The following is a 10,932-nucleotide window of genomic DNA, read 5'->3' as shown; positions in this document are numbered from 1 at the left end:
GTGATGAGATTGTAAGAATTGCTCATCAAGCGTTTAAGATTGCCATGACAAGAAGCAAGAGAGTCTGTTCAATCGATAAAGCGAATGTTTTAGACGTTTCGCAGCTTTGGAGAGACGTGGTTACCGAGGTCTCAAAAGAGTACCCTGAAATTGAGCTCTCTCACATGTATGTAGATAATGCTGCGATGCAGCTTATCCGCGACCCTAAGCAGTTTGACGTAATGCTTACCGGAAATATTTTTGGCGATATATTAAGCGATGAAGCAAGTATGCTCTCAGGTTCAATAGGACTTCTTCCTTCAGCTTCAGTCGGGGCAAAAATCGGCGTATATGAGCCTATACACGGCTCTGCTCCAGATATAGCGGGGCAGGGAATCGCAAACCCGATCGCAACTATCGCATCTGCTTCTATGATGCTTCGTTATGCTTTGGGTGAAAATGAGGCGGCCAACAAGATAGATGCCGCTATAAAGAGAGCTCTAAAAGAGGGGTACAGAACAAAAGATTTGGCTCAATTCGATGCTAAAGAGGTCTGTTCTACTAGCGAAATGGGCTCTATTATTGCTAATTACGCGGCAAAATGAAAACATTAACTTTAGCAAATATCTATGAACTTCAAGGGCTAAAAGAAGAGGCTCTTGAGATATACAAAGAGGTTCTTAAAAAAGAGCCCTCAAATAGTGATGCTAAAATTGCAATACGAAGACTCTCGGGCATGAGAAAGAAGTTTTTAAACGTAAACACTCAAATGAAAGAGTATTTTATAAAGATGGAAGAAGATGTTGAGTTTAACGAATTTGAAAGGTGGTTACTAAAGCTATGGAACTAAAAGATGTAATTCTCTCGACATTGGCAGAGATGGAGAATCAAAAGCCTGAAAAAAATATAACAAATAGCCTGAAACCTATCAAAGAAGCTAAAGATATAACACAAAAAGAGCAAGATAAAGAGCCAGAGCAAGAAGTTGAAAACGAAGATGAATTCGCTTGTGAGGATGGACAGAGTGTAAATAGTGAGCTGCTATTTTTGAAGTCCATGAGAGAGAGACTCCTTGTGCTTTTTGAAGGCTTTCAGGCTCCAAATAACACAAATATAGAGGCTAAAATAGATATGACACTTAATTTTTTAGAGTATCTCCTTGTTACAATCGACTCAAGAGCTGAAGAGATCGAGAGAGGAAAGCGCAGATGAGCCAATACAGAGTCCTCATAGATGCAAATGACGAAAAAGGGTTGGTTTATAAAATATCGAGTGTCTTTTATCAAAACAATTTGAATATTCTCTCAAATAATGAATTTGTAGACAAAGAAAATAATAAATTTTTTATGCGCAGCGTGGTTGATGGCGATATCGTTATGGATAAGCTCTATCAATCCCTGTGCGATGTTTTACCGCAAAATGCAAACGTAGAAGTGATTGCTCCCAAAAATAAAAATATAGTGATTATGGCAACAAAAGAGATGCATGCCCTCGGTGATATTTTAATAAGACATGAAGCAGGGGAGCTGGAAGCAAATATTTTGTGCGTTATATCAAACTACAATGATTTAGAGTCTCTTGTTAGCAAGTTTAATGTTCCATTTATCTGCATTTCCCATGACGGCTTAAACAGAGAGGAGCACGAAGATAAGATACTTGAGTGTTTAACGCAATTTGAAGAGATAGACCATATAGTTTTAGCGAAGTATATGAGAATTTTAACATCTAAATTTGTAGAGGTTTATGAAAATAGAATTATAAACATTCATCACTCCTTTTTGCCCGCTTTTATCGGTGCGAATCCTTACAAACAAGCTTATGAGAGAGGCGTTAAAATTATAGGTGCAACCTCGCACTTTGTTAACAACGACCTTGATGAGGGTCCTATTATCGCTCAAGAGGTTATCCATGTAGACCACGCTTACGGCTGGAGAGACATGCAGCGCTTGGGTAAAGATGTGGAGAAAGTAGTTTTGTCAAAAGCCTTAAAGCTGGCACTTGAAGATAGAATCTTTGTATATGCAAATAAAACCGTTATTTTTCAGGGATAGTGTTGTTTAACATTGTTCTTGTAAACCCGCAAATACCCAACAATACTGGTGCCATAGGTCGTCTGTGTGTAAATGCAGGGGCATCTTTGCATATAATAAAACCTATCGCATTTGATATAGATGAAAAAGCCGTAAGACGTGCAGGACTTGACTATTGGCATAAGCTGGATCTGCATGTCTGGGAAAGTATAGAGGATTTTTTTCAAAATAACGAAATAAAGAACAATGCCTATTTTGCCACCACAAAAACAGATAAACCATACTTTGAAGCGCTATTTAAAGATGGTGACTATATATTTTTTGGAAGCGAAACGGCAGGAATACCAGAAGATATTTTAAACGCTTATAAAGAGCAAAACATAACGATACCTATGACCAAAGAGGGCAGGAGCCTAAATTTGGCGATAAGTACGGGAATAGTACTCTACGAAGCAATAAGACAAAACTACACAACTTTCAAGGAGAACACGTGAAAGAGTTTATGGATATAGTTATGGCTATTCTCTTCATACTATTTATGGTTTTTATCTTTGGCGGTTACCATAAAAACAAATCCAAACAGAGAGAAGCCGACGAAAAAAGGCAAAAAGAGAAAGAAGAGAGTCTCTAGAAAATTTTCTCAGCCCATCTCTCTAGCTTTTCTTCAAATTTTTCAAATAAGCTTTGTACATTTTTTACTACGATTGTCATACTAAATCCTTTTGATTTTTACAAATAGTACACATTATTTTATTTTTATCTAAAAAATATTGCATTTTGTCATATAATCTTTGACTAAATTGCAAAAATCAAATATAATGTTTAAATATTTGGCAAAAAGGAAAGAACATGAAAAATTTTCTTGAGATTGTAGAAGAGATTAAAAGCATATTCTATACAGAGTTTAACGGTAGAAAAATATATGATAAAGATGTAGCAGATATACTTGGAATCTCTCAAATGAATTTTGCGACGATGAAAAAAAGAAATAAAATCCCATTTGGTGAGCTTTTAGATTTTTGTGCAACTAAGTCTATATCTATCAACTGGCTGCTTTATGGACAATCGCCTGAGAGCCTGGTAGAGGCGACAAATAGATTTTTTATGGTCAAGTACTTTGGCGGCGTTAACGCATCTGCAGGCGGTGGAGCAGATACGGAGGAGGAAGAGGCTCAGGGCATAGAGATTCCTCCGGAATTTGTTGTGATGCTTGGAGGAGAGAGGGAGCTGAAGCACATTGAGGCAATAAACGTCTCAGGAGACTCTATGGAGCCGACTTTCAGCTATAACGACATAGTGTTTATAAACAGAAGCAAGACAGATCTTCAAAGAGGTGGTATTTTTACAATAAGAACCGATGGCGGGCTGTTTATAAAGAGAATCCAGAAGAGAATTGACGGGAAAATAGATATAATATCCGACAACCAAGTCTACTCGACACAGACCCTTGATCCATCGGAGATAGAGGTGATTGGAAGAGTTGTAAGCAGATTTGGAAGCGTTGATTAAAAAGGTTTTGTTTTGAGATATATTTTTTTACTTTTATCTATAATTATATTTGTAGGTTGTGCACCAAAAGAGCTTGTATCAAAAAGCGGTACTATCGCAAAAGATGTTGCAGTTGAAGAAGTTGAAGAAAATATTGCATATTCGCAAGAGTTAAAAAAAGATGTAAATAAGATAGAGATTAAAGATGTGCAGATATATGATCTGCTTAATATACCTCAAGATGTAAGCTACTATGTGGAGAGTATAGATAACAACAAAACCCTTCATGAGATTCAAAAAGAGTATGAGAAAAACTATTTTAGTATATGGAATATAGAGAAGCCGCAGGAGGATCTGAAATCTGTAATGTGGCCTTTTGCGTCATTTAGATTTAATAAAAGTTATGGTGAGAATCTGCAGCCTATAGAGGAGAGTTTTTTTCAAAATATGCTTGAAGATGCAAACTTTAAAGCATACGGCACGGTTAATAAAAAAGCTGTGGTGCTAAAACATAGTAATATGAGAGCTTTCCCAACCATAAGACCGCTTTTAAAAGACCCAAGCTTAGCAGGGGAAGGTTTTCCGTTTGATTATCTTCAAAATAGCTCAATCCATGCAAACGAGCCGCTTTTTGTATCGCACTATTCAAAAGATAGAGAGTGGGCATTTGTATTTACGGGATATGCTTCGGGATGGTTAAAATCTAATGAGTTTGTAGTTTTAAAAGATGAACATATAGATGAGTTACAAAAGGCGCAAAAAGTGGCTATTACCGTTGAAGATAGCCCGATATACGATACTCAAGGAAACTTTTTATTTAAATCAAAGGTCGGTATGATTTTCCCCTTAATATCTGAAGAAAAAGATACCTACACTATACTTAGTATCTCATCATTTAAAAACGCAAAACCGCTCTTTTTAAAATCAAAAATATACAAAGATATAGCGACAAAAGATGTGCTCTCACTTAGTAAAAATAGTCTTGTATCTATAATAAAAGAGGTTTCAAAAACAAACTATGGATGGGGTGGAATGTATGAGCAGAGAGATTGTTCATCAATGCTTAGAGATATGTTCGCTCCATTTGGTATATGGCTTCCTAGAAACTCCTATCAGCAGAGTAAAATAGGCGAGACAGTATCTCTTGAAAATTTATCGGATGATGAGAAGATAGAGACCATAAAAGAGAGGGCTATACCTTTTGAGACGCTTCTGTACAAAAGGGGACACGTTGTTCTTTATGTAGGCATCTACAACGACGAAATAGTAGTATTTCATAATACATGGGGCATCAAGACGAAAAATGAGAAAGATGAGGGCAGGGTTATAATAGGAAAGCCGATTTTTAGCTCTTTAAAACTTGGGAAACACCAAGAAAACTATGATGAAGAGGCTGAGATACTTAAAAATCTGACAAGTATGAATATCTTGACAAAATGATTTTGTAGTTTCTGTTAGGCTTTTATGTCTAACAGTGACCCCAGTATATCATCTTGTGTTTTTATGGCTGTCACATTCATCGCTGTTGCGTTTTGAACTATTATCTGGTCTGTAATCTCTTTTGAGAGCTCACTCTGGCTGCTAAGAGAACCGTTATCATCAGCTTTGCGTACGTTTGGCGTAACGGAATTCTCACTACTTTGAATTCTAACATCCGTAGGCACATATCTGTCACTGTTTACATTCGCGACATTGTTTGCGCTACTGTTCATCATTGTCTGATGAGCCTGCAAGGATGATATATTGTTAGAAACATTCATAATAAGTCCCTTCTGCCTGGTTTCGTATATTGTAGTCCTAAAGAGCTGAAATAATAATTACTTTAAAAAATTAAATATTAGTGTAGTTGGGCATTTAATTTAATCTCTCTAGTGCTTCTTTGAACAATATACTGACCGTTTAGAGAATTTTGTCTGAAATGAGTGCCATTTAGTCCGGCAAGTTCAGAGCCCTTCATGATGTTTGAAAACTCTGCACCTGGATTAACCTCTTGAAGCTCTTTTATCTCTTCATCATTTATATGAAATTTAGTTCCGGCAAAGATAGCTAATCCGCCGTCGATAATACAGCCATCGCCAAGTGGAATGCCACATGTAGAGTTTGCTCCCAGGAGCGTATTTTTGCCGATTGATATCGGGTTGCCGTCTGTTCCGCTAAGAACACCAAGGATTGACGCTCCGCCTCCGACATCGCTTCCTGCTCCGACAATAGCAGAGCTTGAGATTCTTCCCTCAACCATTACAGGACCAGTCGTTCCCGCATTGAAGTTTATGTACGATGCTCCAGGCATTACAGTAGTTCCGGCTGCTAATTGCGCACCAAATCTTACTTTGGAAGTATCTAAAATTCTTGTATTGTCGGCGGGAATAATGTGCTGTAAGAATCTTGGAAATTTGTCTATAAAGTCAATATGAGGATATTCGTTTGATAGTTTTAATTCAATCTCAAATTCACGAAGATAATCTAGCTCAATAGGCTGTCCGTTTGACCAAGCGACATTTGGAAGTGCCCCAAACGCACCGTTTAAGTTTATACTTCTTAGTTCAACTTTCGCTTGAGATAGAGCATATAGTTTCAAATAAGTTGCTTCAACACTCTTAAGAGGTTCATCCGCAAAAATAAACGTTACTTTAAATTCACCCTCCAAAGAGCCGCTGTTCATTATTTGGTTATATAGAGCCGAGACAACCTGAATATTTTTGTGAGCATCACCGTAAGCTTCATCCGCATAAGGCGTAAAAGCGTTTAGGCAGTTTTTTAAAAACGAAGCGTTGATATTGCATACAACTTCACTTTCACTGAAATCTATCTCAACGCCTTGCTCTGCGAGTGCTCTGATGAAAATAGCCGCACTCCCGAAGTTTTCATCCCAGTTTATTATAGGGTAGGTAGCTTGAAGTGATTTTGTAAGATTCAGCTGCCCCATATCTACTCTACATATACCAAATGCCAGGGGGTCTTTGTAACCCTTTACTGTTGATTTAATATTTTGAATAAGTGCCTTAAAAGCATCTGTAGTTTGAATGATTTCCATGAATTCTCGCTTAAATAATTTGTAAAAAGAATTATACTTAAACATTACTAATAGCAATTTAGTATATACTTTGCACATGAATAAGTGGATTGAACTTTTAAAAAACAATGATATTGTCGGTATAAAAAAGTATATAAAAGATGGCGCGGATGTAAATGAAGCCAATGATACGGGAGAGTCTGTTCTGGCTTCTTCGTTAAGGTATGGGTGTGATTTTGAACTCATCTTGCTTCTAGTAGAGAGCGGTGCAGATATATATGATTTTGATGAAGAGGGAGTAAGCATTTTTGATATGGCTGTTACCTATAACAATATTGAAATGGTAAAGTATCTTATATCACAAGGTATCGATGTCAACAGCACAACCAGAAGAAGCAGATTTACTCCTCTTATGGCAGCTGCTTGCTATGGACGACTTGAGATTGCAAAACTTCTCTTAGAACATGGTGCAGACAAAAATGCTGTTGATTTAAAAGGAATCAGCGTGACGGATTTTGCAAGAAAAACAAACAAGAAGAGCATTTTGCTTCTTCTTCAATACGATGAGAGCGCGCCAAAAAACATAAATTATGCAAGATAAACGTTAAAAACTCTTCTTTTTAGCCTTATGATACGTCAAGCAGTTTTACAAAACTTTTGTAACTCTGGACTATCTGCTCGTTTTTTTGGCTCTGTATATAAAACTCTATAGCCTTTTTACCAAGCCTCGGAATCTCGTTTTTAACAGCCCAGCTACTTACTGTTCCCTCTGGAATTTCTAATATACTGGCAAGATCTTTTTGTGTAATCTTCAGCTCGTTGCATATCTCTTTGACAACATTGCTTTTTTGTTTAGGTTTTTTGAGGGTTTTTTGCGTTTTTAGTATTGTGCTATTTACAGGCTCTTCTTTTTTCTCTTCTTCTTGCGTCTGCTTAACATCACTCTCTTTGGTGTGTTTTTTAATCCAGTTTAGAACCTCTGAGGCTGATATTAGCCAATCTCTACTGTTAAATTTTGAAACAATATCTGTTGTAAAGAGGGACGCGTTTTCTCTTGCAAACTCTTCATTGCCTAGTTGGTAAAGTATTGAAAATGAGAGTTGTTGTGCAGCACTTCCCGAATGACCCCAATCAAAGCCGTTTTTTGATAAAGCAAAGATGTCGTATCTAAGTGGCAGTTCTAATTCGCCGTATGTTACATACTTTGTACCCAAAAGCGTTTTATGCCCTTTGAAAACATGATTATTACGCATAGTAGCCATTCGTGCCTCTTATATTTTAAAAGTATAGTGATGCTCTTCACTTTTAATTTCCTCTTTTTTATCAAGAAACAACAGGCGATAAGCAACATATGTAAACAAACAGAGCAATAAGAGTGCCAATAACCAAATTATCATAGCGATATCCCTTGATTTTTACTTATTGAGAGAAGATCGGCAATAAAACCATTATATTAAATTATATTATATGCTATGTTTGAATTTTCCAGAAAATCGGTAAATAGTTTAAAATTTTTATCGACGAGTACTTTATCTGAAGCACATAATGATATTTCGACAGATGCGCCCTCTACACTCAGTATAGGCAAGGAGGAGAGCTCAATCTCGGATGGAACTTTTTTCATAAGGTCTATAAGCGTGTTTTCACTTGTTTTGGCGAGGAGCGTAACTCTATATTTTTGTACAGAGGTGCTAAATAGACGCGCTATAACAGAGCTGATCATAGGGTGTGCCATTTGTGGAAATCCGGGAGTAAAAAAGAATCTCTCTTGTAGAGAAAAACCTGACATATTATTGATGGGATTTTGCAGAAGGTCTGCATTTTGAGGCAGATCAGCCATGTGAACTCTGTGAGGGTAAGCCTCGTCGCCAAACCTCTCTATGATGTCTTCTTCAAATTTTTTGTGTCGTTGCAATGGCTCTGAGGTAAAAACTTCTGCCGCAATAGCTCTTGTTAGGTCATCAGGAGTAGCGCCGATGCCGCCAAAAGAGAACATAACACTCTGCGAATCATCTTTTACCAATCTGTATATTTTTTTTATCAGCTGCTCATCATCTTTGATAATAAAAGAGGCAAAAAGTTCGTGTCCATATTTTTGAAGTTCATTTTTTAAAAATTCAAAATGTTTATCTTCTCTGCGTCCGTTTAATATCTCACTGCCGATTATACATGCGTAAAAGTTCATTTTTATCTGCTGCTTTATTTTTTTTATGTATTATACTGAAAACAGTTAAGGAAAAATAGATGTCATATGCACAGCAACTAGAAGAGTTAATAACAAAAAACGTTATTCCGGATATTGACGATAGATTGGATGAAATTTTTGAAGAGATTTCCGAGAGTAAAGAAGCCGGTGAGGATTTAAAAGAGGAGATAGAGGAGCTTCGCGAATTTAAAGCAGACTTACAAGATGTTCTAGAAGATTTAAAAAGCGGAGATATGGAAGAAGATGAGTGTAAAGAGCTTATAGATGATATTTTAGAGGCTCAAAAAGAGTCTCAAGATGATGATTTTGGATTTGAAGAGGATTGATTCTCTGTAGTTTTGCATGTCGATTTGATATGTAAGACTGCGTTAAATTAGGCTTGGTTATGATGTTTCATTATATTTAAAATCTCTAAAGTTTTTGTGACATCATAAATAGCACTATGGTACTGCTCCTCATCAAACTCGATATTGTAATGTATACAAGTCTCAACGAGTTTTGGGTTTTTTAGATTGCCTCTAACATTAGTAGCTTTAACAATTTTTTTATTCTCTTTCATAGTACAAAAATGATTCTCAAAGCAGAGCAGCTTACCAATGTGACGAAGTTCAAATGAGATGTTATGAGCTACAAGAGTTTTAGCATTTTTACAAAATTCTATAAAGTCTGTGTCGTTTTCAAAGCACTCTTCATACTCCACATCTTTTCTAAGTCTCTCTATCCTATCGGGAGAGAGTTTATGTACTGCCAGTGCATGAGGATTTACTTCATACTCAGATAAATAGTAACGATGAAAGGTGTCTATAACTTTGTACTCATTATTTATAAGCTTGACACGAAACGCGGCTACTTCTATGACATCATGAACATTGGCAGAGTTTGTTTCAAAATCTAAGATAATCACTTACTTTCCTCACTGCTCAGTACAAACCAATTTTTGTCCTTAGTTGTTACTACCTCTTTTTTACTAGTTGTATCAATCAGTTGTTTAATGATAGTGGCATTTTTAATCATTTTGTTCACCGCTCCAACCTGTTTTGAAGCTTGAGGCCTATCTACAGGTGTTATGGGAATCCAGTTCTCATCTGCAGATGCAGCGCTTGTCAGAAAGAGTGATAGCAAAAGTGGCAGTAACAGTTTCATAAAACCCTTTTTTAGTGAAATGATACAGTAATGATTTTAAACTCGAAGCATCTTCTTTTTTAAAAAGTGAAGAAAAACTTTAAGTCTAATAAATTTGGTCTCTAAATACTTCAAACTATTCTCCTGTATTTATATCTTAATATTTGGAACTCTTTTAACTTCAATTTTAAATCCTTCGCTTAAGCAACATTTTGCAAGTTATTCAAGATATTTGACAATTAACACACATTATGTGATTTAATTTGAATATACAGTATTAAACGAACACTCAAACTTTAAGAATTTTATAGAATTTTTCTCTTTTTTGTTGAATATATGACAATTTGTCATATTGTTTGTTAAATAACTAACAAACAAAATGTAAGTTATTTATGTGAAGTAAGGTTGTTTTGCATATAATGTAGTTGAATAAATAGTTATACCTTAAGTAAAGGATAAATTAAGTGCAAATATCTGAGTTAAGAGAATATCAAGTAGAGTTTGAGAAGTTCAGAACCAATATAAATTCGGAATTCAAAGGATTGTTTAAGCTCGTTGACAATTTCAAGAAGGATTATCCTTCTGAAAAAATTCGTTCTTTAAGTCTTGACGATTTTGTGAGCGGAAAGGGCGATTCTACTACATTTTGTAATCGAATAGAAAATGAATTAAATGATTGGGGTAATATTCATGGTAGCACTGCCAAAAAATTTGGAATTTATTATGGTGTTGATGGCAGTAATAAAGAAAAAAAATATAGAATAGGGAAAGCAACCTTTGGGTCATCTATTGACAAAGCATTTGAAAATGTAAAATCATCAATTGTTGAGTTAATAAAAAATGATAATAATTTTGACCTATTAAAAAATAATCCTATTTCCCCCATGTTTAAGGGGAAGATTTTATCTATATATTTTCCAGAGAAGTTTCTGAATATCTTTTCTGCCACTCATTTGAATTATTTTATAAATGTGCTTGGTTTAGAGAATAATTCAAAATCTGAAATAGATAAACAATACCAACTGTTAAAATTCAAAAATAATGATTTTGTAATGAAAGGCTGGAGTATTTTTGAATTTAGTAAATTCTTATAT

At 35.6% G+C, this 10,932-nt stretch carries 17 protein-coding genes; 11 read left to right on the top strand and 6 right to left on the bottom strand.

What is annotated here, in order from left to right; all coding sequences use genetic code 11:
- From RQ763_RS04810 to RQ763_RS04775, 8 genes are all read left to right on the top strand, one after another.
- A partial coding sequence (locus RQ763_RS04810) for an isocitrate/isopropylmalate family dehydrogenase (RefSeq protein ID WP_314151515.1) occupies positions 1 to 584 on the top strand: 584 nt, incomplete at its 5' end.
- Positions 581 to 829 carry a tetratricopeptide repeat protein gene (locus tag RQ763_RS04805; protein ID WP_314151514.1) on the top strand — a complete coding sequence of 83 codons (249 nt, stop codon included), beginning with the start codon at positions 581 to 583 and terminating at the stop codon, positions 827 to 829. The genes RQ763_RS04810 and RQ763_RS04805, both read left to right, overlap by 4 nt.
- Positions 820 to 1,191 (top strand): CiaD-like domain-containing protein, encoded by a 372-nt coding sequence (locus RQ763_RS04800; protein WP_294929835.1) that lies wholly within the window; start codon positions 820 to 822, stop codon positions 1,189 to 1,191. Before RQ763_RS04805 ends, RQ763_RS04800 begins: the two co-directional genes overlap by 10 nt.
- Positions 1,188 to 2,030 (top strand): formyltetrahydrofolate deformylase, encoded by an 843-nt coding sequence (gene purU / locus RQ763_RS04795; RefSeq protein ID WP_314151513.1) that lies wholly within the window; start codon positions 1,188 to 1,190, stop codon positions 2,028 to 2,030. Before RQ763_RS04800 ends, purU begins: the two co-directional genes overlap by 4 nt.
- 2 nt (positions 2,031 to 2,032) lie before the next feature.
- A complete protein-coding gene (locus tag RQ763_RS04790) occupies positions 2,033 to 2,503 on the top strand; it encodes a tRNA (cytidine(34)-2'-O)-methyltransferase (RefSeq protein WP_314151512.1) in 471 nt (156 codons plus the stop codon).
- Entirely contained in the window at positions 2,500 to 2,640 is a 141-nt protein-coding gene (locus tag RQ763_RS04785; protein ID WP_294929829.1) for a hypothetical protein, read from the top strand. Before RQ763_RS04790 ends, RQ763_RS04785 begins: the two co-directional genes overlap by 4 nt.
- Before the next feature lie 218 nt (positions 2,641 to 2,858).
- Entirely contained in the window at positions 2,859 to 3,518 is a 660-nt protein-coding gene (locus RQ763_RS04780; protein ID WP_314151511.1) for a LexA family transcriptional regulator, read from the top strand.
- A 12-nt stretch (positions 3,519 to 3,530) separates the two neighbouring features.
- The gene (locus RQ763_RS04775) at positions 3,531 to 4,937 is read left to right on the top strand and encodes an SH3 domain-containing protein (RefSeq protein WP_314151509.1); all 1,407 of its coding nucleotides are present in this window, start codon (positions 3,531 to 3,533) and stop codon (positions 4,935 to 4,937) included.
- Between the two features lie 14 nt (positions 4,938 to 4,951).
- On the opposite strand, the gene RQ763_RS04770 is transcribed toward RQ763_RS04775, so the two are convergent.
- Both RQ763_RS04770 and RQ763_RS04765 read right to left on the bottom strand, forming a co-directional pair.
- Positions 4,952 to 5,257: a flagellar basal body rod C-terminal domain-containing protein gene (locus tag RQ763_RS04770; protein ID WP_314151508.1), complete on the bottom strand. Its 306-nt coding sequence runs from the start codon at positions 5,255 to 5,257 to the stop codon at positions 4,952 to 4,954.
- Between the two features lie 77 nt (positions 5,258 to 5,334).
- The gene (locus RQ763_RS04765) at positions 5,335 to 6,531 is read right to left on the bottom strand and encodes a tetrahydrodipicolinate N-succinyltransferase N-terminal domain-containing protein (protein ID WP_314151507.1); all 1,197 of its coding nucleotides are present in this window, start codon (positions 6,529 to 6,531) and stop codon (positions 5,335 to 5,337) included.
- A 76-nt stretch (positions 6,532 to 6,607) separates the two neighbouring features.
- Between RQ763_RS04765 and RQ763_RS04760 the strand changes: the two genes are divergently transcribed.
- Entirely contained in the window at positions 6,608 to 7,111 is a 504-nt protein-coding gene (locus RQ763_RS04760) for an ankyrin repeat domain-containing protein (protein ID WP_314151506.1), read from the top strand.
- Between the two features lie 25 nt (positions 7,112 to 7,136).
- Here RQ763_RS04760 and RQ763_RS04755 read toward each other — a convergent pair whose 3' ends face one another.
- Both RQ763_RS04755 and RQ763_RS04750 read right to left on the bottom strand, forming a co-directional pair.
- On the bottom strand, positions 7,137 to 7,772 hold the full coding sequence (locus RQ763_RS04755) for a DUF6166 domain-containing protein (RefSeq protein ID WP_314151505.1): 636 nt from the start codon (positions 7,770 to 7,772) through the stop codon (positions 7,137 to 7,139).
- Between the two features lie 191 nt (positions 7,773 to 7,963).
- Positions 7,964 to 8,695: a competence/damage-inducible protein A gene (locus tag RQ763_RS04750; protein WP_314151504.1), complete on the bottom strand. Its 732-nt coding sequence runs from the start codon at positions 8,693 to 8,695 to the stop codon at positions 7,964 to 7,966.
- A gap of 59 nt (positions 8,696 to 8,754) precedes the next feature.
- Here RQ763_RS04750 and RQ763_RS04745 point away from each other — a divergent pair, with 59 nt between their 5' ends.
- A complete protein-coding gene (locus tag RQ763_RS04745; RefSeq protein WP_314151503.1) occupies positions 8,755 to 9,042 on the top strand; it encodes a hypothetical protein in 288 nt (95 codons plus the stop codon).
- Positions 9,043 to 9,089: 47 nt separating this feature from the next.
- Here the strand turns inward: RQ763_RS04745 and RQ763_RS04740 are convergent, their stop codons facing one another.
- A complete protein-coding gene (locus RQ763_RS04740; RefSeq protein WP_314151502.1) occupies positions 9,090 to 9,620 on the bottom strand; it encodes a 3'-5' exonuclease in 531 nt (176 codons plus the stop codon).
- Positions 9,617 to 9,859 carry a hypothetical protein gene (locus RQ763_RS04735; RefSeq protein ID WP_314151500.1) on the bottom strand — a complete coding sequence of 81 codons (243 nt, stop codon included), beginning with the start codon at positions 9,857 to 9,859 and terminating at the stop codon, positions 9,617 to 9,619. The genes RQ763_RS04740 and RQ763_RS04735 overlap by 4 nt, the downstream gene beginning before the upstream one ends.
- 443 nt (positions 9,860 to 10,302) lie before the next feature.
- Between RQ763_RS04735 and RQ763_RS04730 the strand changes: the two genes are divergently transcribed.
- Positions 10,303 to 10,932: hypothetical protein (locus RQ763_RS04730; RefSeq protein WP_314151499.1), on the top strand; the 630-nt coding region annotated here is incomplete at its 3' end.

Origin of the sequence: Sulfurimonas sp. (assembly GCF_032250635.1) — a bacterium.
In the GTDB taxonomy this organism is placed as follows: Bacteria; Campylobacterota; Campylobacteria; order Campylobacterales; family Sulfurimonadaceae; genus Sulfurimonas.
The sequence above is the reverse complement of the archived record's forward strand: the minus strand, read 5'-3'. Positions and strand labels throughout refer to the sequence as shown.

Bases quoted from the DNA above. Each gene is read 5' to 3' on its own strand.
- RQ763_RS04770 (WP_314151508.1), bottom strand. From the start codon at position 5,257: ATGAATGTTTCTAACAATATATCATCCTTGCAGGCTCATCAGACAATG.
- RQ763_RS04765 (WP_314151507.1), bottom strand. From the start codon at position 6,531: ATGGAAATCATTCAAACTACAGATGCTTTTAAGGCACTTATTCAAAAT.
- RQ763_RS04780 (WP_314151511.1), top strand. From the start codon at position 2,859: ATGAAAAATTTTCTTGAGATTGTAGAAGAGATTAAAAGCATATTCTAT.
- RQ763_RS04745 (WP_314151503.1), top strand. From the start codon at position 8,755: ATGTCATATGCACAGCAACTAGAAGAGTTAATAACAAAAAACGTTATT.
- RQ763_RS04750 (WP_314151504.1), bottom strand. From the start codon at position 8,695: ATGAACTTTTACGCATGTATAATCGGCAGTGAGATATTAAACGGACGC.
- RQ763_RS04755 (WP_314151505.1), bottom strand. From the start codon at position 7,772: ATGGCTACTATGCGTAATAATCATGTTTTCAAAGGGCATAAAACGCTT.
- RQ763_RS04760 (WP_314151506.1), top strand. From the start codon at position 6,608: ATGAATAAGTGGATTGAACTTTTAAAAAACAATGATATTGTCGGTATA.
- purU (WP_314151513.1), top strand. From the start codon at position 1,188: ATGAGCCAATACAGAGTCCTCATAGATGCAAATGACGAAAAAGGGTTG.
- RQ763_RS04800 (WP_294929835.1), top strand. From the start codon at position 820: ATGGAACTAAAAGATGTAATTCTCTCGACATTGGCAGAGATGGAGAAT.
- RQ763_RS04735 (WP_314151500.1), bottom strand. From the start codon at position 9,859: ATGAAACTGTTACTGCCACTTTTGCTATCACTCTTTCTGACAAGCGCT.
- RQ763_RS04805 (WP_314151514.1), top strand. From the start codon at position 581: ATGAAAACATTAACTTTAGCAAATATCTATGAACTTCAAGGGCTAAAA.